The sequence below is a fragment of the Gilliamella sp. X-46 genome (assembly GCF_057063525.1).
The window spans coordinates 26,813-50,070 of the sequence record NZ_JBXSQH010000010.1 but is presented as its reverse complement, the minus strand read 5'-3'; the positions used below and the strand labels follow the sequence as shown (position 1 = coordinate 50,070).

The following is a 23,258-nucleotide window of genomic DNA, read 5'->3' as shown; positions in this document are numbered from 1 at the left end:
ATGATTAAAATTAATGCCGATCAAATTAGCCATAAATTGGGATCACCCTATTATTTGATTTTAGGTAGTGATCCTTATTTACAACATTATGTTCAAACCGAATTACGAAAGGCCTTTACTCATGCTGGCTTTGATGAACAACTGACGTTTGTGATTGATAATCAGACCGACTGGACAGCTATTTTAGATAGCTGTCAGGCGATGAATCTGTTTTCTAGCCAGACCTTGATTTTTCTTGATTTTGGTGAGGGTGCATTGAATGCAGGGATCACCGCCAAACTCAATACGTTAAGCGAAGTTTTAACGCCCGATATTGCACTGGTAATTACCCTTAATAAAATCACAAAAGCACAAGAAAATGCTGCTTGGTATAAGGCACTATCAGATAAGCTTGTGGTTGTTAACTGTGTTACACCTGATACTTTGCAGTTACCTCAATGGATTAAAAATCATTTGCAGCAACAACAAATAACCATTGAGCCCAAAGCAATAGAACTGCTTTGTTATTATTATGAGGGGAATTTGCTGGCATTAACGCAAATTATCGCACAATTAAAGCTGTTATACCCAGATCAAAATATTTCTTATGATGAAGTTGAAAGTAATATTAACGATTCGGCTATATTTACCCCATTTCATTGGACTGATGCAATGATTGCCAATAAAACTAAGCGGGCTATTCATATTTTACAACAATTGAAGATGAATGAGTTTGAGCCATTATTTTTATTGCGGATTATCCAACGCGAGCTGATATTGTTGATTAATTTAAAAAAAGGCTTGCAACAAAAATCACTAAAACAAGTCTTTGATGAGTATAAAGTCTGGCAAAATAAAAGAACCATTTATACCAATTATCTAAACCGTTGCGATCTGAAAAGCCTGTTTAATCTACTAGCAAAGCTGACCGAAATAGAAATCAGCTTAAAACATGATAATCAAGCGCGAATATGGGATGACATGTTTAGTTTATCGATACAGTTTATGGGATTAGATAAATGTTAACTGCCTTATTAGGGGGAACTTTTGATCCAATTCATTATGGACATCTTCGCCCTGCTATTTCGTTAGCTAGCGAAGTTGGGTTAAAACAAATTAGTTTATTGCCCAACCATATTCCGCCCCATAAACCACAGCCCGAAGCGAGTACCGAGCAACGTTTGGCGATGTTAAAATTAGCTATTGAAAATTTACCGTTATTTGCATTAGATTTAAGAGAGCTTTTACCTAAAGCTTCAACCCGCCCTTCTTATACCATTGAAACGCTTCAAGCGTGGCGACAAGAAAATGGGGATAGTGAAGGATTAGCTTTTATTATGGGGCAAGATTCATTATTGAGTTTGCCAACCTGGCATAAATGGAAAACGTTACTTAATTACTGCCACTTGCTAATTTGCCGTAGACCAGGTTATGCTGAGCATACCGATAATATTGAACTACAACAATGGATTGATGAACATCAAACCCAAAAAGTTCAAGATTTACATGATTTACCGCAAGGATATATCTTTTTTGCGCACACCCCACTTGAAGATATTTCAGCGACTGAAATCAGGCAAAATATCAACAATCAAAACTGCTGTGAAAATCTATTGCCACCGAAAGTATGGCATTATATTCATCAGCAAGGGCTTTATAACGCAAAGAAATAATATAAAGGGCTTTACATCTGGCAGTTTTTTCGGCATTATTTCGCCGCTGTGTTTATATATTTTAAATTCAGTTTTTTTTGTGTTTATACTTAACTTTGCTTAGTCATCTAATACAACATCAATCAGATGGTAATAGCACGTTATTGTTTTGCCGTTAAACACTTAAACGTAGCAAAACAGTTAGTCAGTTAAATATATTTAATTTGTATTTATTATTAAGAGGCCCCAATGGCAAAAGAAGATAACATTGAAATGCAAGGTACTATACTTGATACACTTCCAAACACGATGTTTCGTGTTGAACTTGAAAATGGTCATGTCGTTACTGCACATATTTCTGGTAAGATGCGAAAAAACTATATTCGTATTTTAACTGGCGATAAAGTTACTGTTGAAATGACACCTTATGATCTGTCTAAAGCACGTATCATCTTCCGTAGTCGCTAATATCGTTATCAAAATAAACTATTTAAAATTATATAACAGTTTATTTCTCTCTTTTTTAATAAAAAAATCCGTCGACATTTGTCGACGGAAAAGTGAAGAATTGGAACTAAACTAGCGAATTAATCCTCTCTGGAAAAATCCATCTGTTTATATTTAACCCATTTTGTCTTTTTAACTATCTTGTAGCCAAAGTAAATCATTAAAAATAATGGGATACCAATATAGGTCGCGATCACACCCTTCCAATCAATGGTATCTTGCAAGAAAGCTTCGTAATTTTGACCAAGCGTAATAATTAAGCATAATACAAAAGCGAAAATAGGGCCAAATGGGAAATAGCTTGATTTATATGGTAATTGATCAACATCATTACCTTGAATAAAGTAACCCTTTCTAAAACGATAATGGCTAATTGCAATACCTAGCCAAGCAATAAAGCCTGTCATACCTGACATATTAAGTAACCATAAATAAACAGCCTGATCTTTATACATCGAGGTTAAGAAACAAAGCATGGCCACAAATGTTGTTGCTAACAACGCAGCACGAGGCACACCTGACGATGATAATTTTGCAAAGATTTTAGGCGCTTTACCTTCTTTAGCAAGAGCATAAAGCATACGCGTTGAAGCATAAAGCCCTGAGTTACCGGCTGATAATACCGATGTTAAAATAACTGCATTCATAAATGCCGCCGCAGATAATAATCCCGCATTCTGGAATACTAGGGTAAACGGACTTACGCTAATGTCGGTTTCGTTATTACGCAACAAGTTAGGATCGGTATAAGGAATAATCATGCTGATAACAAAAATCGCAAGGATATAAAACAGTAGTATTCGCCAAAACACTTGGCGCATAGCTTTAGGTATGTTTTTTTCTGGATCTTTTGATTCACCAGCGGCAATCCCAATAAGTTCCGTGCCTTGGAATGAAAATCCAACCACCATCGCCACACCAATCATTGCTGAAAATCCGCCAGCAAAAGGCGCTTCTTCAATTGTCCAATTTTGCCAACCAGCCCCTTCGATGCCTCGAAAGATGCCAATAATCATTAATAAACCAACTACAATAAAAATAATCACAGTAACAACTTTAATTAATGAAAACCAAAATTCTGCTTCACCAAAACCTTTAACTGAGATATAGTTTAAGCAAAAGATGATGCTTAAAAATAATAAGCTCCATAACCAACTATAAGGTCCTGCATCAAACCAATAAGAGATAACTAATTGAGCTGCAACTAAGTCTACAGCAACCGTAATTGCCCAGTTGTACCAATAGTTCCAGCCAATGGCAAAACCAAACGCTTCATCGACATAACGTGAACCGTAAGTTGCAAAAGTACCTGAAACAGGTAAATAAGCTGCTAGCTCACCAAGACTGGTCATTAAAAAATACACCATCACACCTATAATGGCATACGAAAGCAATGCCCCCCCAGGACCTGCCTGAGCAACGGTTGCACCTGATGCGACAAAGAGCCCAGTTCCGATCGAGCCTCCAATAGCTATCATGGTTAAATGGCGGGCTTTTAAATCTCGTTTTAATTTGTTTTTCATAATTATTTTCTTCTGTCTAAAGAGATTAAGTTTGATAGTAAAATTAATCAATTAATTAATTAATGTGCTTATAAAGCTATATATAACGACCAATCAAACTTAAAAATTATTGATATCTATCATTGGATAATGAAGTGCGGGGAGTTTATCAAAAAAAATACTATGCGAGATAAATAATTCTAATAATCTAACTGTTTTGTTAAGTTTAAGCAATACTTAACCTTTAGTTAGCTGTTCTAATTGAGTTAAATAATTTAACGCTTGTGTTCGATTATTACCGCACATTTCGAAACAAGGTTTTAACCGACCACAAACCGAAGGCCTTGATGGGTGCAAAAATAACTTACATTGATAATTATTATCTAAATGAATGCAAGCAACGCCAGCAGGCTTCCCTTTAGGCATACCAGGAATAGTTGATGAAATCGATGGCGCAATACAACAAGCACCACAGTTTTGCCTGCATTTGAATAAATCTGCCATAGTTTTTCTTTAATTTAAGGCGCTTGAATAAATTTTGATGGTGACAATAGCAAGTTAGCGGTAAAATAGCGAGCTAATTTTTAACTCTTTTATTAATTGTGAAGAATAAATATTATGGCTAAAGCAAATGAAATAAAACGTGGCGATGCTGTCACCTATAATGGTAAATTATTATTGGTTAAAGATATTGATGTTCAAAGCCCAAGTGCTCGTGGTGCAAGTACACTTTATAAAATGCGTTTTACCGATGTCAAAAATGGCGGTAAAGTTGAAGAGCGTTTTAAAGGTGATGATATCCTCGAAACGATTGAACTATCGCGCCGTCCAGTTAGTTTTTCGTATATTGATGGTGATGAATATGTGTTTATGGATAATGAAGATTATACCCCGTATATCTTCAAAAAAGAGCAAATTGAAGATGAATTACTGTTTATTCCAGAAGGTGGCATGAATGGTATTCAAGTCCTAATGGCAGATGGCGAAGTGCTTGCTTTAGAATTACCGCAAACGGTTGATCTCGAAATTGTTGAAACATCGCCAAGTATTAAAGGTGCTTCAGCTAGTGCACGAACTAAACCAGCTACGTTATCAACCGGACTTGTTATCCAAGTTCCTGAATATATTGATAACCACGAAAAAGTTAAAATCCATATTGCTGAACGCCGTTATATGAGCCGTGCCGAGTAACCAACAAAACTGTAATGAATATATATAATCAAAATAAACTACACAAACGATTGCGTCGCTTGACTGGCGAGGCAATTGCTGACTTTAATATGATAGAAGCAGGTGATCGTATTATGGTCTGCTTATCAGGCGGTAAAGATAGTTATACTTTGCTTGATATCCTGATTAACTTGAAAATCAGCGCCCCCATAAACTTTGAACTAATTGCCGTTAATTTAGATCAAAAGCAGCCAGGTTTCCCCGAACACGTTTTGCCTCAATATTTACAATCCCTAGGTATTGAATACAAAATCGTGCAAGAAAATACCTATGGTATTGTCAAAGAAAAGATCCCAGAAGGTAAAACAACTTGCTCGCTTTGTTCACGGCTGCGCCGAGGAATATTATACCGCACAGCTACCGAACTTGGCGCAACAAAAATAGCCCTTGGCCATCATCGTGATGACATTTTAGAAACACTGTTTTTAAATATGTTCTATGGCGGTAAACTCAAAGCAATGCCACCGAAGCTAATGAATGATTCAGGCGAACATATCATTATCCGACCACTGGCTTATTGCAAAGAAAAAGACATCGCCAAATACGCTGAAATTAAACAATTTCCGATTATTCCTTGTAATCTTTGTGGCTCACAACCCAACTTACAAAGGCAGGTAATTAAAGAAATGCTCAATGAATGGGATAAAAAGTTCCCTGGACGCATTGAAACCATGTTCCGAGCAACACAAAATATCACCCTATCCCATCTGTGTGATACCAATTTGTTTGATTTTAAAGGAATTAAAAAAGGTGATCTTGCTGTTAATGGTGGCGATATCGCTTTTGACCGCGAAGATATGGTGCCAACCGTTGGCTTTGATGCTTCAGAGCTTGAAGAACAAGATATGATTTTATGGAAGGAAGCAAAATAGCTAATCCAATCAATAAAGTTTATTGTTCCGCTAAATAACTTTCAAAATTAACCCAGTCTCAAAAGTTATCGGTGAATTTTTTTAATTCACCGATAATATCCCCCCTAAAATTTATGATCTTGCTCACGCATTAGTAAAAAACCACGTTTTTTTATTGTAGAATTATGTATCGTAAAATAAAATTGAAACGTTCCAATTTTAATAAATAGATAAAAACAAAACTCGATAGTGGCAAACTAAACTTATAGGAGAACAATGTGAAACTACAATTTTTGGGAACGGCTGCATCCGAAGGTATTCCCAATCCTTTTTGTAAATGCCAAATATGCGAAAAATCGCGCATTATAAAAGGAAAAAACATACGCACGCGTAGTTCTGTTGTCATTGATGACATAATGCAAATTGATTTTGCTCCAGAATTTAGCTATCAAGTGATGCGTGAAAATATCGATGTCACCAAAATAAAAGATCTGCTGTTCACTCATACTCACCCTGATCACTTCAATGTAGGGGATTTGTTTAGCCGTATGGTGGACTATGGATTTAATATCACCCATCCACTTTATGTGTACGGTAATGATATTGCAATCAATGGTTGCTTAGATGTATTACCAGGATATAGCCACGAACGTTTTGTGTTCAACTTATTAGTACCATATCAATCGGTTATAACATCGGCCGGATATACAGTTACACCACTACTTGCTAATCATGCTAAATGGGAATTTTGCTATATCTATTTAATTGAAAAAGACGGCAAAACCATACTTCACGGTCATGATTCGGGATATTTCCCTGAACTAACTTGGCAATGGTTAAAAAACAGTGGTAAAAAAATCGATTTAGCGATTTTTGAATGTACTTATGGATATAAACAAAATCATCGTACTAATAATCATATGAGTATTGAATCAGTAATATCGGCACAAAAACGAATGCTTGATGAAGGAAATTTTCATAGTAGTACGCAACTCATCACTTCTCATCACTCTCACAGCAGTGGCTTTATGCACGATGAATTAGTTGAGATTTTTAAACCTTACAATATTGAAGTTGCTTACGACGGCTTAATAAAAATAATTTAATAGGGAACTTACTATGTTCAAAATACCTCGTTTACTAATAATGATGTTTTTACAATATTTTGTGCAAGGTGCATGGAATATGGTTATTGGTGCGGTACTTTCCGCTTATGAGTTAAAAGAGATCGTTGGTTCAACTTATTCTGTATTAGGAATTGCAACCATTATTTCACCACTATTTATTGGTATGATTGCAGATCGATTTATTGCCTCACAAAAGATGATGGGGATACTACACATTATTAATGCAGGTGTACTATTTTTAATTCCTAATTTTGTTGAAAGTAGCAATACTGTTGGCTTTTTAATTATGATCTTTATTGTTGGATTACTCTTTTATCCAACTACGGCGTTAGCCAATAGTGTCAGTTTTAGGCATATTGATGGTGTACGTTGGTTCCCGATCATTCGTGTGTTTGGCACCATTGGTTTTATGGTTGTCGGTTTTATTCTTGGCTATACTGGTTTTTCAACATCAATTAACTCATTTTTACTTGCAGCTGGGGCTTCGATCGTATATGGTGTTTACTGCTTTACCCTACCAAACACGCCACCAACAAGCAAAAATAAGAAATTTTCAATCCGCGATGCGCTGTGTTTAGATGCATTATCATTATTTAAAGATAAATATTTCACCATCTTTATGTTATCAACCTTTATACTGATGATAACAAAAACTGCTTATAGTGCTTACTTGCCGGTATATTTACCAGTACTTGGTCTTGAACCAGCATCAATGATGCAAATTGCTATCGCCACCGAAGTTTTATTTATGTTCCTTTTATCATTCTTATTGGGACGCTTTGGCTTTAAAAAGATTATTTTGTTCGGTGCCATTTGCTGGGTCATTCGTAGTTTAATGTTATCTTTCGCTGCGACTACTGATAGTGGTACACTCTTTTATGTTATTGTTGCATTATTGTTACAAGGAGCTTGTTGGGACTTCTTCTTTACCGCTGGAGATATTTATGTCGATAAAAAAGCAGGCCCTGAAATTAAAGCTCAAGCTCAAGGTTTACGTCTTATTATATCCAATGGGTTTGGTCTATTTATGGCGGCATCAGTATGCGGATTTATCAATAACCGAGTAGTTACGGCAAAAACCTTACCAAATGCAGGTCCACAATGGCAAGAGTTTTGGATCTACCCAGCTGCTGTAGCCGCTGTCGTTGCTGTTGGTTTTTGGTTTTTCTTTAGAGATAAAGATATTATTACAACATCTAAAACCACTTCATAATTAAAACACAATAAATAAAGTAAATATTGATATAACAAATGCCATACTGCTAATATATTAACCTTATTAGCAGTATTCTTTTTTTATATGAGAGTTAATTTTTAAAACAACCTGCTCGGAACTATATTGTCCTTTAATCCACTTTGATAAATAATGACCAATAATATGTTCAATATGTCTTAAATTAATAGCTTGATTACCTATATAGTTTTCTCGTTTTCCATTGGCATACTGTAATTGTGCTAATTTCAACCAAGGATAACTTTTTATAATGCGTTGGTTTTGAAGAATACTATTTTGTGCGGTTGTACCGCCTAATAATGCAATTTGCTCACTGATTTCTTTAGAATAAATCCAATCAAAAAATAGTGTCGCCGAAACTGTTTTTTTACTATATTTTGAAATACCTAATGAGCCACCACCAAATAGTGGACTATTACCAGGCACTTGAGCATACCCCACTAATGGCAAAATATTTCGATGATTGATATAACTGAATAAATTAACATAGACCATTATCATAGCCAACCGACCTTGCTCAAATTGATTAACTGACTCTTGCCACCATGCCGTATCTACTTTGTTTGCAATCTGCATAAAAGACTGTAATTGTGTCAATGTTTTAACAGCTATTGAACAATCCAAACCTAATTGTTGATTGCTAAATAGCCCACCTCCCTGAGCGTAATAACGTACTAGAAATTCAGATGCAATAATTTCGTCATTACCTAAGGTTATGCAACTACCAAATTCTATTGGTGATTCAGGATTTTGTGCTTGATTAAAAAAGCCAGCAATTTGATTAAATTGTTTAAAATCAACAGGTACATCTAAATGTTGACGATATTTTTCAAAATAGGTTCGTTTAATTAAGGGATCTTCAAACAGATCTTTACGATAAAATAACATCTGCACGCTGGGATCAAAAGGCAGTGCATAAGCCGTATTATTCACATAACTATATCGTTTAACAATGTCAGGTAAATAGCGACTGAATAAATTAGTTAAGTTAAGATTTAAATCAAATAATGGTTTAAATACCTTTGGGGCAAACCAAGGCAATCCTGCCATATCAATACGAATAATATCAATTTGTTTATATTGCTCAAGCTTATTGAGAATATGATAAATTTTATCAAACGGTTCGATAATTAAATTAACTTTTATTCCGCTCATTTTTTCAAAATGTGGAAGTAACTTTTTTACAGCCTCGGTTGATGGACTAGGTATAATTAATACATTGATTTGCTCATTGCTATTAAATTTGGTATTAGCAACCTGATCAGACAATAAGAAAAAGCCTTTATTATCTAATTTAGAAACTGGCTCTCCTTTGATTAAGCTAATGATTTGCTGGCTTAACATACCATAATTCATATGATATTGATAAAAATTGTTTTCATAAAAAAAACTATCATCAGTAAGCGTATAAATAGGCGGACAAAGTTGCAAGCTACCAAAATAACTAGCATTCCGTAAATAACGCGCACGCTCAATATCCATGGTAATAAGCGCATCAAAAGGTTCAGATTCTTTTGTAAAAAAACTGAAAGACAAATTATAAGTCGTATTTGACGGAATTGATTCAATACTTTTTAATTCAATAGGATAATGTTGTGCATTAAAAGCTTTTTGCAGACCTTTTTTAAAAGATTGTGCATGAGTATGATGATCAGAATTACTCAGTAAACCAATACGTTTATAATCATGTTTCATTATCTGACTAGCAATATCAGCGCCAGCCTTCTCATAATCCAACGTAATAAATTGCACAGCCGATTCAGGTTGGCGATAAACAAAAATAATTTTTTCTTTAGCTATTTTTATTTTTTGATAATAACTATTGGCATTGTCTAAAGTACTAACGGCTATCACTGCATAATCGCGCTTAACAGCTATCTGTTCAATAAGTTTTTGTTCTAGCTCTCTGGAATCATAAGTTAGGTATAACGTTAATTCATAACCAAGTTGATTTAAATCATGAAATAATCCATCATAAAGATTAGCATATTGTTGAGATGAGATATTAGGCAAAACAACCGAAATCGTCTTTGCCGCACCTTCTTTTAGTATTTTTGCTTGTAAGTTAAGCTGATACCCTAGCTTTTGAGCAGCATCTTCCACTAATTTAATTTTTTTAACACTAACATTTCCACGACCATTAAGTACATTTGAAACCGTACCATGAGATACCCCTGCTTGTTTAGCTATATCTTTGATCGTTGTCATTTAGTTTTAAACTCCAAAATTAAACAAATTTTTTTACCAAATTAAGCTGCTAACACAAATATCAGGTTAACCACTTTTGCCAGCTCTGATTAACAATATGTCTTTCTTGCTTAAAACACGAGTTCTCAATCGTGCTTGGTAAAACTTGCAGTGCTAATTGATGGATTTCGTTACGCATATCAATATAAGCTTTAGTTAACTGCTGGGCTTCTTCGTTATCCATAATTTGGTAATTTGCCGCGAGTTCTAAAATGCGGACATTGTCGCTCCATGTTGTCATTTTGGGATATTGATAGGCATAATTAAGCACTAGATATTGCGATAAAAACTCAATATCACCAATACCACCCTCATCAATTTTTAAGTTAAATAAATTGTTTTGAGTGCTACCTAGATGTACTCTCATTTTTTCACGCATTTCACGCACTTCTTTTTTTAATACAACTTCATCACGCTTTTTACAAAGTACATTATGCCGAATTTGGTTAAAGCGTTTGATTAATTCACCTTCACCATATACAGCTCGAGCACGCACCAAGGCTTGATGTTCCCATGTCCAAGCTTCATTCATTTGGTAATCTTCAAACGAATCTAAACTACAAGCAAGAAGCCCTGCATCGCCTTGAGGACGAAGTCTAACATCAACTTCATATAAAATACCAAAGCTAGTACGCACATTAAATAGATGGATGATACGTTGCACAAGGCGTAAATAAAATTGACGACTGTCGATCTGCTTATCACCATTGGTCACACTATTAGCTGGGCAATTATGTAAAAAGACTAAATCAAGGTCCGAACCATAACCCAATTCCCAGCCACCTAATTTACCATAGGCAACCACAACTAGTCCTTTATCATTATCGGCTAAATATTCCGGTCTTCCATAACGAGCAACCATTTGATTCCAAGCCATTTGTACCACAAAATCTAATAAGGATTCAGCCACATAAGTTAGATGATCGCTAACTTTCATCGTGGTTAACACATGCTCAACATCAGCGGCGGCGATATGCAGTAATTGCATCTGCTTAAATTGGCGTAATGCTTCAAGCTGTTGCTCCTCATCATCCAACTGAATGCGTAATAAATACTGATAAAGCTGACTTTTATACTCATTAGGTGCAACGGTTTGGTACAGCGAATTGATATCAATAAGCTCATCTAACAATATAGGATAATGAGCAAGTTGATCGCTAATCATTGGCGATGCGCTACATAGACGAATTAATTGCTTTAAAGCGGTTGAATATTCAAGTAACAGCTCTAAATAAGTGGTACGACTTACAATATTCACTAGCAATGGCAAAATCCTTGCTAGCACCATTGTTGCTTGCTTTTCGCTACAGACAGATTCTAACAAGCGTGGCATTAACTGATCGAGGATTTCACGCCCCCGTACGCCAATGGTACGTTTACCTATATCATCACGAAATTGCACTAACATTTGGTAGATCTGCGTAACTTCTGTTTCTGAATAGGTAGGTAATATTACACTAACATCGCTTATTTGAAGATCAGGCACCCAAAGATCGTCAAATTGATCGTTATAAGGCTTTGTGGTTGAGGTAGATTCTGATTCGTTTTCGCCAATAAGTTCATTAAAAATTTGGCGATTATATTCCATTCGTCCAGATAAATCTTTTTCAAAATCATGCCAATTGTCAAAACCCATACTGGTGGCTAAGCGAATTTGATCAAGTGCATCGTCTGGTAATGTTTGAGTCTGTTCATCGGCAATGGCTTGTAGAAGATTTTCACAACGGCGCAAAAATAGATAATTTTCTCGTAACAATGATACTTCGTTCGATTCAAGTAGTCCTTCTTGTTCAATCACATGAAGCGCATTTAATAGCGAACGAGTTTGTAACCTAACCACTCGCCCACCGCGAATAAGTTGAAACACCTGTACAATAAACTCTATTTCACGAATGCCACCAGCGCCAAGCTTGATATTATTTTTTAAACCACGGCGACGTACTTCACGTTCAATCATGCTTTTCATATTACGCAATGATTGTAAAACACTAAAATCAATATAGCGGCGATAAACAAAAGGCTTCAGCATTTGATACAGTTCGCATACATAAGGGGCGCTCTGATCGCCAAGCACTTTAGCTTTAACCATGGCATAACGCTCCCAATCTCGACCTTGCTCTTGATAATAATCCTCCATGGCAGAAAAGCTAAGCACCAAAGGCCCACCATCGCCAAGCGGACGCAAGCGCATATCAACACGATAGACAAAGCCATCTTCAGTGATCTGATCAAGCGATTTAATTAAGCGTTGACCTAATCGAGTAAAAAAGACAGCATTATCAAGCTCCCGCCGACCGCCTTGGGTTTGCCCATGCTCGGGATAAGTAAAAATCAAGTCAATATCGGACGAAAAGTTCAGCTCCCCGCCACCTAATTTCCCCATACCTAAAATCAGTAAAGGTTGTGCTTGGCCTTGAGCATTGCAAGGGGTTCCCCACTCTTTGCAACTAAGTTGATACAACCAATTACGCGCAGTGACAATGATCACTTCGGCCAATTCGGTCAGTTGCAATAAAATCTGCTCATCATTGCTTATTCTAGCCAATTGTGACCACGCAAGGCGCACCAGCATAAAATGTCGAAATAACCGCAGTTTTTTCATAAAAATAGCTTCATCGGTCACATCTGCCAATTGCGCATCTAACCAAGATTGATAAAATGGCCTTTCATCTGCTTGCGGTGGATTTTGTACTATGTCAGCAAACCAGTTAGGGAATCGGTTAAAAGCATCAACCAAAAAATCACTCTGCACCAAAATATCAAGGTGAGCTTGCACTTGAGCTAGATTGCATTGTTGAAGTTGAGTGGTGACTTTTTGCTTTTGTTGTTCAAACAAAGAAGAAAACGACGAGTTAAATTCTGACATAGGCAAGCTCTCTTAGAAATTAGTACTCTAAATAGCATCAGCAAAACAAGGTTATATTATAAATGACTTTTGCTACTGATATAGTTATTCCTTACAAATAATGCATACTGGCTATCAGCATCAATTTTAATTTGGTATTTATCTCACTAAAAGCAAACGCTTTTATTGAACTAATAGATAATAATGCCGTTTGCCATTGGGCAAATTCCGGTTCGTGAGATAGTGGTTTATTGGTTAACTCATCATTTACCTGATTTAATGTTTGCAGGTAGTATGCTAAATCATCCACTTCTAACGCATATTCTTCGTTTTGTTGCCAAAACTCGAGCAACTCAGCTAAATCACATTGGCTTGAAAGCACATAAACGCATTTTTTAGGTGCCAGATTGTTCAGTAATCGATAACCTCTAGAAGCTTTACTTTGTGAAAATAGATGCAAATTAAATCGAGTTAGCTCAATAGCAAAATTTAGTAAATCTTGTTTATTACCTTGTTTGATTTCCAGTTCAACTTCTTTAATGAGGATAGACTGATTATTTGAGCTGATTTGCCCTTGATCTAACGCAACTTCAATTTCGCTATTGGCAAACGAAATTAACCACGCTTGTCGTTCAAAATCGGTGGTAAAGAGAGGTTGTAAATCCCGTTGTAGTAGAGCAACATCACAGCCATTTGGTAATGCATGGCAAGGCAATACGGTTAAATCGGGGACAGAATCAGGTAAATCAACATTAAATTCTGCACGCTCATGCAACCCCGCAATCGATTTTTTGTCACGTTTTAATGTGATTTCAAAACGTTTCACTAAACCATCATCACTCCCCCTTACGCGAAGTCCACAACCATGATTACGTAAATAATGATCGTTGGTGTCATAATAAGTATTGGTTAAATTTAGCTTTGTAAAACTTCGTTTTGTTGATGATATTGCCGAAAATTCGGCTTTGTCACAATCTAACCATTGTTCTAAAAAAGATTTAAAACTAGCTATATCGCTGGTATTGATTTCAAACTTTAATTCGATTTCGTTACTCATTGTTCTGTTTTATATTGGTTATTTTGCTATATCATATATTGAATAATTTAAGAAATATACTTAAACATGCATTAAGTGTGGGGGGATAGATGTTTGTGGTTTTGTTGATTTGTTGTATGTCGGCGTTTTGCTTAGGTTACATAAGCGGTTGATTTTCTTTAAAAACACAAAAAAACAAAAACTTCAATAAAATCAATACCTTTCCTGACCACTTTTTGGATGTAATTACATTGCTTTTTAACAAAAAACAATTCACCAAAAAACACTTAAGATTATGTTATTTGTCTTATTCCGGCGTCAGAATGTGTCGACAACAGAGCGAGGCTATTCTCCGTCTGGAACGACAAATTTGTCTGGAACAAATTTGAACATCTGAGCAAAGCGAAGATGGCCTCGAAGAGGCGAGTATCAGGATGATACGAGTAATCATAGCCGGTACGCACCGGCGTCGGGCAGCCGTAGGCCACATTCTGTAGCCAAAGCGCGGGATTGCTAAGGGAATTCGCTCTAATTCCCTTAGCTCGGACGTGGTCACTGCAGCTATTTTGTTCACCCAAGGTCAAAACGTCCGAAACCTTGCTGTACTATAAATAGACCACAAATTTAAACCGCAACAGCGCAACCCTAAGGAAAAATGCTCCCAACTTACACGGGGCTTTATTCTTTGTTAGATTATCCTCTATTTACACCATAACCGCCCCCGCTGCCCAAGGATTAAGGGCTAAGAAATAAAAACTAAGGTGCGGTGCAAACAGCATAGTAGCTGAAGCTAGCCCTGAGCCCGTTAACGGCGCCGCTGTCCGAGTAGACATTGAAGCCATTACCACCTGAGGCATCGCCCGTCCAGTAGCTGCCGGGGACGAAGTCAGCATCAGCGTAGATACCCATGCTGCCCCACTCCGTGAAAAAACCAGCACCTATGTGACGTTGGTAAATATTATTACTAGACGACGGCGTGGCACCTACTACGCCTTGACAATATGAACCTGAATTAAAACCAGAACAAGTCGCATTAGTTAAATCCCTAACCTCTGACAAACGATACCCCAAACTTCTACACCAAGAGGATTGGTTAGACTGATTACGCACACTAACACCACGATGGACGAACCACTGCTTTAACACAAATCCATACCTCACCTCATTACCTCGACTATCTCTACCGACTAACTCAAACGTCTGTGGCAAAGATGGCACAATCAATGGATTAGGAGTAGCTGACTGTAACTGAGAGCTATCCGCCCTAGGACCGCTTAACGTTACCCGTGTTACATAACTGGATTTATCTCTAATCCATTCATCGGCTTGTAGAATATTTCCATGTGGGTCTGTGAATGCACCAGAACGCGGCTTTGTCCAACTTACCGTTGCTCTTATACTACCATTCGTGACAACACACCACGTCAACTGACTTCCACCTACTCCACCTATGTCTAAATCAAAATACAACCCATCAGCCCCCGTTGTCGGAAAGTTTCGGTTGTAAGATGATGGACTTGTTGACTGAACTAAAAAACCCTTAACGGGACTCCATATGTTAGCTGGACCTGCGTAGCGAGGATTATCATTAGAAACGATGTCAGTAGTACCACCCATTAACAAATTCGGCCTTGCGTAACAAACACGAGCAACAGTGTTATACGGATTGATATAATAATCCACCGTAGCTCCACCGAAATTACTACTCCTTGGCACCCCATACAGGGTAGTTAAACTTCCCCCTGTACTTACTAACCTTACCCTATAAGGAGCATTACATATATCCAATGCATCACTACGATTAACCGTATTCCCATCCTTATCCGTAAACGATACCGATATACTCCCTGTAGCAGTAATACCACTTGTACCCTGTCCATCCCCATCATCATCCCCCCAATAATTATACCTAGTGATTAAATCACTTAAATTCACTGAACTAGTTGATGATGGGACTATCATATCTATATCATCCAGAGTATTCCCTGCATAAGGCAATCTTATTGGATTTGATACACTTGATGTATTAGTAGACGGCGTGATGACTTGACCATCCTGCAACCTTATAGACAACAAACTATCCGTTGATGTGCTCCTTGTTCGACCACCGTCGAACGTTAAATACGGCGCAGTACCCTCTATTTCCTTTGATGTATTTGCCGTCAATGCCATAGAACACTGCGAATACGACAATAAGAGCAGCAACGCAAAGAACAACGGCAATTTAGGTAATCTAAATAATTTAAGTAAGTCTGGTAATTTAGATAGAAAAGATAAGTGTCTCGGCCTTGGCGATAACTCTGCCGATAAACACGGCGACTTCGCTAAGTGCAATGATTTTGATAATTTAGGTGATAAAAATAAGAACTGAGTCTGATTTAGGCTACAGTGAAATTGAAAAAGATTTAGGGCGTAGGTTTGGCATGCCAGATGCCAGATGCCAGATGCCATGCATGGTAGCGCATTTCGATTATCCTGTCAAGTAATTTTTTGTTTTATTTAAATTTTTTAAAACTGACTGCTTAACTGGTGAGCTCTCTCTTGTTTTGAAAGAGATTGAATTATAACCGGTTGATTAATAATGCGCTAGTTTTTTTGTTAAATGTTTGTAAAGTTTTGTTAAGAACAAGGTTGAGCTTTTGTTAGCATTTTTTGGGAAATGGGTTTAGTTATTAGGAATCGATAGCACTGTTGTGGTAGTTAATCACAACAGTGCCACTCCAACTAACTGGCTTGAGGCTTAACATTGGGGGGCTTGGTTCTTTGGTTGATTGATCTCTATTTACACATAAACACCCCACAGTCCAAGGATTAAGAACTAAACACTAAGGTACGGTGCAAAAAGCATAGCCTCCTCCGGAAATATTGTACTGATTCACATAACCTTCTCTGCGAATATATAAGTGGACTGTATTTGATATTGCATCACTGGTCCAGATGTCACCACGACCAAAACCAGCAGCATCACCGTAATAGGATACATCGCTCCACTCACTTAAAAACCCAGCGCCTATTCGACGCTGGTAATATAGAGTGCCTGACGACGGTGTGGAGCCATCTATACCTCCTACACATGGAAAATAAGAATTATGTATACCACATTTCGCATTGCTTAAATCCCTTATTTGCGAAAAACGATACCCTAAACTACTACACCAAGTTGTTTGCTCAGGAACAGTAGTATATTTCTCTCCCCGATGGACAAACCACTGCTTCAACTCAAATCCATATTTAACGACCACATTACCATTACTATCCCTCCCCTCCAACTCAAATACCTGTGGCAAAGATGGAACTATAAGTTGACTAGGATTACTTGATTGTATTTTAGCACTATCCGCCCTAGGACCATGTAACGTTACCCGCGTTACATTTTGGGATTTATCAGTAATCCAATCATCGTATGTAGTGTAACCCGAGCACCATCGGCATGGGATGGTGAATGAGTCTGAACGAGGTCTTACCCAACTCACCGTTGCTGTTATATCAGTACCATTGGTGACCGTAGACCAAGTTAGTTGACTTGCATCGGCTCCACCAACATCTAAATCAAAATACAATCCATCAGCACCCGTAGTGGGGAAATTGAGACTATAAGACGATGGATTAATTGACTGCGTTAAAAAACCATTAGCAGGATCCCATATGTTAGATGGACCAGCAAAGCGGGGGTTATCGCCATAGGAATTAGTGCCACCAAATACCAAACGTGGCCTTGCATAACAAACTTTAGGCTGTTGTGAATTCGGATTGATATGATATGATACCGTACTTCCACTAAAAGTACTTCTATTTGGTACACCATACTCTGTAGCTAAACTACCATCTGTACTACTTAATGTTACTTTATAAGGTGCCTTACAAATATTTAATGTATCATTACGACTAATGGCTTTACCGTTTTTATCCGTAAACGATACTGATATACTCCCCGTTGCAGTAACACCATTAGCTCCCAGTCTATCTCCATCATCATCTCCCCAATTACCTTGAGTTACCAAGCTACTTATACTCACAGAGTTGGTTGATGGTGGGACTATCATTTCAATATTAGCAAGAGTATCACCTGCATTAGGTAAATGAATTGGCGTCATCACTGAGTTATTATTTTGTGGAGTGAGAACTTGACCGTCCGATAACTTAATACTTAATAAATCATCAGTTGTAGTTAATTTAGTGACGCCACCATCAAGCGTCAAATACGGCGCAGAGCCATTAATAACCTGTGAAGTCCGAGACAACAACGCCTGTGAACTCACTGAATATGGCAATAACAACAATGGTGCAAAAACTATGGCTGATTTGGATAACAAGTTGGAAATCGACGGCAATTTTGGTGATTTCGCTAGATTTGATGATAAAAAGCAAAATGGAGTTTGTTTTTGATTACGCTGAAACTTAAATAGATTTAAGGTATAGCACTGCCAATGCCTGTTATAATGATAGCACACAATATCCGACCTCCTGTTAATTTGTGTTTTATTTTTATAGTTGTTCGTTTTTTTAATGAGCTGTATTTTGCTAAAAAATCATCAAAATTATAGCTAACTAAATACTAAAGCGCCAATTTTTGGCAAAATTTCCTAAAAACCTAGCGCAGGATGCAGAATGAAGCCTTCGGCTGCCCGACGCCGGATAAAAGGCTATATTAACCTTTGGATGTTGTGAGATATTGGTGTGTTTTTTCAGTATTAAACATAAAACTCATCTAAAAATAATAAATGAGTTTATGTTTATTTAGGTAAGTAACTAAAATTTAGATTTTAATGATTAATTGTTTTGGGCGCTGAAACTAATTTTTTTAGAATAAAATTTAAAATCACTCCATAAAGAGGCAAAAAGAATAATCCACAAATCAGAATTTTAAAGCTATAGTCCATTAACGAAATTTCGGTCCAATGATTTGCCATAAATTCATCGCTACTTTGATAAAATGCGATAGCAAAAAAGACAATAGTATCAATACCATTACCAAAGATTGCTGATGCTGTTGGTGCAACCCACCATGATTTATTTTTTCTTAAATAGTTAAAAACAGTGATATCCATCAATTGCCCAACCAGATAAGCGGCAAAACTCGCTAGCGCTATTCGAAATACAAAGCTATTAAATTCAGTCAATGCCGACAAGCCAACCCAATGTGTCTCAAAAAATAATACCGAAATAAGGTATGAAAATAGCAATGCGGGGATCATCACCACAAAAATGATCTTTCTTGCCAAACTTGCACCATAAATTCGAATGGTCAAATCGGTGGTTAAAAAGATAAACGGAAAAGTGAAAGCCCCCCATGTGGTGTGAAAACCAAAAATATCAAATGGGATTTGGACTAAATAATTGCTTGAAGCAATAACTAAAATATGGAAAAAAGCCAACCAGTAAAGCGCTTTTTGCTGTTGCCCACGGGTAAAGTTTTTTTCTATCGATTCGAAATGATTCTTTAAGTACATCTTTTTTCCTTTTTAATGGGGTGAGAGAACCCAGTTATTAATAAATCTATCTAGCCCTAGCCATATATTCTTGCAAGCCCTTATCGCGCAGCAAACAGCTAGGACACTTGCCACATCCCCCTTCAACCCCGTAATAACAGGTGTGGGTATGTTGTTGGACATAATCAAGATAGCCCAGTTTATCGGCTATTTCCCATGTTTGTGCTTTGGTCAAATACATCAGTGGTGTAATAAGATTAAACGCATAATCCATGGCTAAATTCATCGATACATTCATTGATTTAATAAAGATATCACGACAATCTGGATAACCACTAAAGTCGGTTTCACAAACTCCAATAATAATGTCAGAAATGCCCTGCTGCTTGGCATGGCATCCAGCTAATAGTAAAAAGAGCATATTACGCCCATCCACAAAGGTATTAGGATAATCGCCATCTTGAGCTGCTTTAATTTCTTGTGAGTCGTCGATGAGCGCATTATTCGTGGTTTGTTTGATAACTGATGTATCAATGACAGTTTGCTTTATACCTAAATCTTTAGCGATCCATTTGGCTTTTTCAAGCTCAATGGCATGACGTTGACCATAATGAAAGCTGATTGCCTGAACATTTTCACGTCCATAATCGGCAATGGCTTGCAGTAAGCAGGTAGTTGAATCTTGCCCGCCAGAAAATATAACGAGTGCTTTACGAGTTTGCATTAACGGTTCCTGTTTGGATGGATTATAAATTAGCGATTATCCACTTTTTCTGGATACATATCGTGATTAGCTAATCGATTTGCCGCAACTTGTTGCCAATGGGTACCTGATTTGCCATAGTTGGCATAAGGATCAATCGAAATACCACCGCGTGGTGTAAATTTGCCCCAAACTTCAATATATTTAGGATCCATTAATTTAATTAGATCTTTCATGATGATATTAATACAATCTTCGTGATAATCACCATGATTACGAAAGCTAAATAAATAAAGCTTTAGCGATTTACTTTCAACCATTTTGATATTGGGTATGTACGAAATATAAATCGTTGCAAAATCAGGCTGACCAGTGATAGGGCAAAGGCTAGTAAACTCTGGGCAATTAAATTTAACAAAATAGTCGTTATTCGGATGTTTATTATCGAACGTTTCGAGTATTTCAGGACAATAGGTTGTAGGATAGCGAACAGACTGATCGCCTAGTAGTGTAATTTTATTCATGATGTTTCCTTAGTTTTTTAGCGTGGGAGGTTTACGAACCACGTAACAAGCCGCACACCATACTCTTTTTAAATATAAAAGTCTAGTGTGACAAAGAATACAAAATATCAAACTAACCTCATCAACAGTAACTATTGATGGGGTTAATGATAAAAACATAGTGGAAAGGCAATCGACGCGGGTGAATAATCTACTTGTTACCGCTTATCTTAATTTTAATTCTTGATAAAATTTAGCTAATTCAGTTTTTGCTTCATTGAGTTCTTGTTCGGCCTCGGATAATTTTGCTTGTTGTTTGGCAATTTTGTGTTCATCACCTTTTGTTTTTGCCTGATTTAATTCTTGGGTTCTTTTGACAACTTTATCTGTCTTTTCTTGAATTTTTTTATTATATTTTTCTTCTAACTTATCATTTGAACAATAATTATTGACATCATGTAATGCCTTTTCAAGCCCTTGAACTTGATGAGAGTTATTATTTTTTTTAGCATAATCAATCTGTGATTCAATATTTTGTTTTTTGCTTTCACACGTTAATCCTTCAGAATGTTCTGAAGCATAAGCGCCAAGCGAAAATAAACCCACAAAAGTAATAATGGTTACTTTAGTTATTACTTGAATTACTGACTTCATATCAATCCCCCCTTTACCTTATTTTCTTAACTGAACCAAATCCACTTTATGATCTTTACCTTTAGTCAGGATTAAACTCGCCCTTTCTCTTGTAGGTAAGATGTTTTCAACCAAATTTAATTCATTAATTTCATGCCAAAGGCGATTAGCAATGTTGACGGCCTCTTGTTCTGGCAGTTTTGAGTAGTGGTTAAAGTAAGAGTTGGGATCACTAAATGCACCAGCTCTAAATTTTAAAAAGCGGTTCACATACCAATCATGTAATAACGAAACCTCGGCATCAACATAAATGGAAAAATCGACATAATCAGAAACAAAAACACGGTTATTTGCTTGCGGATAATTCAAGGTGCTTTGTAGTACATTTAATCCTTCAAGAATCAAAATATCTGGACTATCAATCACCATTTCTTCACCTTCGACAATATCATAAACCAGATGAGAATACACCGGTGCTTTAACGTTAGCTTGTCCTGACTTTATATCCGCAACAAAATTGATCAGTTTTTTAATATCATATGATTGTGGAAAGCCTTTTTTGTTCATTATTCCACGTTCTTCAAGGCATTTATTGGGGTATAAAAATCCATCGGTTGTCACTAAAGCTACTTTACGATGCTCTGGCCAACGCGTTAACAATGCCTGCAATACCCTTGCTGTTGTGCTTTTGCCTACTGCAACGCTACCGGCAATACCGATAATATAAGGGATTTTGTGACTTTTGCCTAAAAACTTAGAAAGTACCGCCTGCCGGCTAAAGCTATTACTAATATAATAATTAAGTAACCTTGATAAAGGTAAATAGATGTCACTGACTTCATCCATCGATAAGTCTTCATTAATGCCTTGTAAAGAAGTTAACTCGTCAGGGGTTAACGTCATCGGTACAGCATTACGCAAACTTGCCCATTCTTGACGGTTAAATTGCATATAAGGGCTCAAATGATTTTTCATTTTATTTTGTTCTCTAATTCGATCTGACAAATTTATTGGGCTCAGATTATACATAAATCTCTTTTTTTACAATCTTAAATTAGCATGGCTGCTTCATCATAGCTATATTTAAGACTTACTGATAAAATACGCTGGTTAAATGATTAACCCTAATATTAAACAGAGATTGTATGTTAAAGAATAAATCGAAACAAAAAACTAAAAAAAGCCGTCAAGAGATTAATGAAGAGTCTCGTGAGCTAAAGCGCAAACGTAAGCACAAAGGCTTACCAAGTGGCTCTCGCTTTAATAATCAAGATAATAACAAAAATAAAAATTCGACAAGCAAAAGCAAAGATCCACGCATTGGCAGTAAAAAACCGATTTCATTAGTTGTTGAAAGTGCTAGCAATGCAATAAAACCCGTTAAACAACCAAAACCGGCTAAAACAGTTTTATCGCCACAACAAGAATTAGAACAATTAGAAAACGATCCAAAATTAGATATGTTACTGGATCTAGTCGAGCAAAATGCCAAACTCACTAAAGATCAACAAACTTATCTTGATAGCAAATTAAATCGTATTGATGAGTTGATGCAAGAGCTGGGTTATACTGATGATGATTTCGAAGATGAAGACGAAAAGAAAGAAGATATCGTTAGTTTATTAAAACGAAACTCATAAGAGACAACTGTCATTAGTACTTATGAGTATCTTCTCAATGCAAGCAGAAATACGATCCTAATCATTTAATTTCTGCTCATAATTTAAAATTAAAAACTATTATTTTTTATAAAATCTATTAATAACTTAAAAAGCGAGCG

Annotated in this window: 20 protein-coding genes and 1 riboswitch; of the genes, 8 read left to right on the top strand and 12 right to left on the bottom strand. The window is 36.6% G+C overall.

Annotated features, from left to right (window positions below; translation table 11 throughout):
- The 3 genes from holA (at position 1) to infA (ending at position 2,099) form a co-directional block, all read left to right on the top strand.
- Positions 1-1,005 carry a DNA polymerase III subunit delta gene (gene holA / locus ACYIAJ_RS07815; RefSeq protein ID WP_483558840.1) on the top strand — a complete coding sequence of 335 codons (1,005 nt, stop codon included), beginning with the start codon at positions 1-3 and terminating at the stop codon, positions 1,003-1,005.
- A complete protein-coding gene (gene nadD, locus ACYIAJ_RS07810) occupies positions 999-1,652 on the top strand; it encodes a nicotinate-nucleotide adenylyltransferase (RefSeq protein WP_483558841.1) in 654 nt (217 codons plus the stop codon). Before holA ends, nadD begins: the two co-directional genes overlap by 7 nt.
- Before the next feature lie 228 nt (positions 1,653-1,880).
- Positions 1,881-2,099: a translation initiation factor IF-1 gene (infA, locus tag ACYIAJ_RS07805; RefSeq protein ID WP_025315083.1), complete on the top strand. Its 219-nt coding sequence runs from the start codon at positions 1,881-1,883 to the stop codon at positions 2,097-2,099.
- A gap of 119 nt (positions 2,100-2,218) precedes the next feature.
- On the opposite strand, the gene ACYIAJ_RS07800 is transcribed toward infA, so the two are convergent.
- Entirely contained in the window at positions 2,219-3,667 is a 1,449-nt protein-coding gene (locus tag ACYIAJ_RS07800) for an amino acid permease (protein WP_483559005.1), read from the bottom strand.
- 210 nt (positions 3,668-3,877) lie between these two features.
- Positions 3,878-4,144, bottom strand: a complete 267-nt coding sequence (locus ACYIAJ_RS07795; RefSeq protein WP_483558843.1) for a YkgJ family cysteine cluster protein — start codon at positions 4,142-4,144, stop codon at positions 3,878-3,880.
- Positions 4,145-4,258: 114 nt separating this feature from the next.
- Between ACYIAJ_RS07795 and yeiP the strand changes: the two genes are divergently transcribed.
- The 4 genes from yeiP to ACYIAJ_RS07775 all read left to right on the top strand — a co-directional run bounded on the left by yeiP (position 4,259) and on the right by ACYIAJ_RS07775 (position 8,061).
- The gene (yeiP, locus tag ACYIAJ_RS07790) at positions 4,259-4,831 is read left to right on the top strand and encodes an elongation factor P-like protein YeiP (RefSeq protein ID WP_085246635.1); all 573 of its coding nucleotides are present in this window, start codon (positions 4,259-4,261) and stop codon (positions 4,829-4,831) included.
- A 14-nt stretch (positions 4,832-4,845) separates the two neighbouring features.
- Positions 4,846-5,742, top strand: a complete 897-nt coding sequence (gene ttcA / locus ACYIAJ_RS07785) for a tRNA 2-thiocytidine(32) synthetase TtcA (protein ID WP_483558845.1) — start codon at positions 4,846-4,848, stop codon at positions 5,740-5,742.
- 257 nt (positions 5,743-5,999) lie between these two features.
- A complete protein-coding gene (locus ACYIAJ_RS07780) occupies positions 6,000-6,827 on the top strand; it encodes an MBL fold metallo-hydrolase (protein WP_483558847.1) in 828 nt (275 codons plus the stop codon).
- A gap of 13 nt (positions 6,828-6,840) precedes the next feature.
- Complete coding sequence (locus tag ACYIAJ_RS07775; protein WP_483558849.1) at positions 6,841-8,061, top strand: MFS transporter; 1,221 nt, start codon at positions 6,841-6,843, stop codon at positions 8,059-8,061.
- A gap of 66 nt (positions 8,062-8,127) precedes the next feature.
- Here the strand turns inward: ACYIAJ_RS07775 and ACYIAJ_RS07770 are convergent, their stop codons facing one another.
- The 10 genes from ACYIAJ_RS07770 to coaA form a co-directional block, all read right to left on the bottom strand.
- The gene (locus tag ACYIAJ_RS07770) at positions 8,128-10,290 is read right to left on the bottom strand and encodes an extracellular solute-binding protein (protein ID WP_483558851.1); all 2,163 of its coding nucleotides are present in this window, start codon (positions 10,288-10,290) and stop codon (positions 8,128-8,130) included.
- 61 nt (positions 10,291-10,351) lie between these two features.
- Positions 10,352-13,195 carry a bifunctional [glutamate--ammonia ligase]-adenylyl-L-tyrosine phosphorylase/[glutamate--ammonia-ligase] adenylyltransferase gene (gene glnE / locus ACYIAJ_RS07765; RefSeq protein ID WP_483558853.1) on the bottom strand — a complete coding sequence of 948 codons (2,844 nt, stop codon included), beginning with the start codon at positions 13,193-13,195 and terminating at the stop codon, positions 10,352-10,354.
- A 91-nt stretch (positions 13,196-13,286) separates the two neighbouring features.
- Positions 13,287-14,231, bottom strand: coding sequence for a CYTH domain-containing protein (locus ACYIAJ_RS07760; protein WP_483558855.1), 945 nt, complete (start codon positions 14,229-14,231; stop codon positions 13,287-13,289).
- A 735-nt stretch (positions 14,232-14,966) separates the two neighbouring features.
- On the bottom strand, positions 14,967-16,661 hold the full coding sequence (locus ACYIAJ_RS07755) for a hypothetical protein (protein ID WP_483564606.1): 1,695 nt from the start codon (positions 16,659-16,661) through the stop codon (positions 14,967-14,969).
- 374 nt (positions 16,662-17,035) lie between these two features.
- Positions 17,036-18,661, bottom strand: coding sequence for a hypothetical protein (locus tag ACYIAJ_RS07750; RefSeq protein ID WP_483564605.1), 1,626 nt, complete (start codon positions 18,659-18,661; stop codon positions 17,036-17,038).
- A 312-nt stretch (positions 18,662-18,973) separates the two neighbouring features.
- Positions 18,974-19,660 (bottom strand): 7-cyano-7-deazaguanine/7-aminomethyl-7-deazaguanine transporter, encoded by a 687-nt coding sequence (locus ACYIAJ_RS07745; protein ID WP_483558860.1) that lies wholly within the window; start codon positions 19,658-19,660, stop codon positions 18,974-18,976.
- 46 nt (positions 19,661-19,706) lie between these two features.
- Positions 19,707-20,363, bottom strand: coding sequence for a 7-cyano-7-deazaguanine synthase QueC (gene queC, locus ACYIAJ_RS07740; protein WP_483558862.1), 657 nt, complete (start codon positions 20,361-20,363; stop codon positions 19,707-19,709).
- Between the two features lie 29 nt (positions 20,364-20,392).
- Positions 20,393-20,866: a preQ(1) synthase gene (queF, locus tag ACYIAJ_RS07735; RefSeq protein ID WP_483558864.1), complete on the bottom strand. Its 474-nt coding sequence runs from the start codon at positions 20,864-20,866 to the stop codon at positions 20,393-20,395.
- A 3-nt stretch (positions 20,867-20,869) separates the two neighbouring features.
- Positions 20,870-20,914, bottom strand: a riboswitch (PreQ1 riboswitch).
- A 156-nt stretch (positions 20,915-21,070) separates the two neighbouring features.
- Positions 21,071-21,499 carry a DUF1090 domain-containing protein gene (locus ACYIAJ_RS07730; protein ID WP_483558866.1) on the bottom strand — a complete coding sequence of 143 codons (429 nt, stop codon included), beginning with the start codon at positions 21,497-21,499 and terminating at the stop codon, positions 21,071-21,073.
- 18 nt (positions 21,500-21,517) lie between these two features.
- A complete protein-coding gene (coaA, locus tag ACYIAJ_RS07725; protein WP_483558868.1) occupies positions 21,518-22,453 on the bottom strand; it encodes a type I pantothenate kinase in 936 nt (311 codons plus the stop codon).
- 170 nt (positions 22,454-22,623) lie between these two features.
- Here coaA and yihI point away from each other — a divergent pair, with 170 nt between their 5' ends.
- Complete coding sequence (gene yihI, locus ACYIAJ_RS07720) at positions 22,624-23,118, top strand: Der GTPase-activating protein YihI (RefSeq protein WP_483558869.1); 495 nt, start codon at positions 22,624-22,626, stop codon at positions 23,116-23,118.
- The last annotated feature ends 140 nt before the right edge of the window (positions 23,119-23,258 follow it).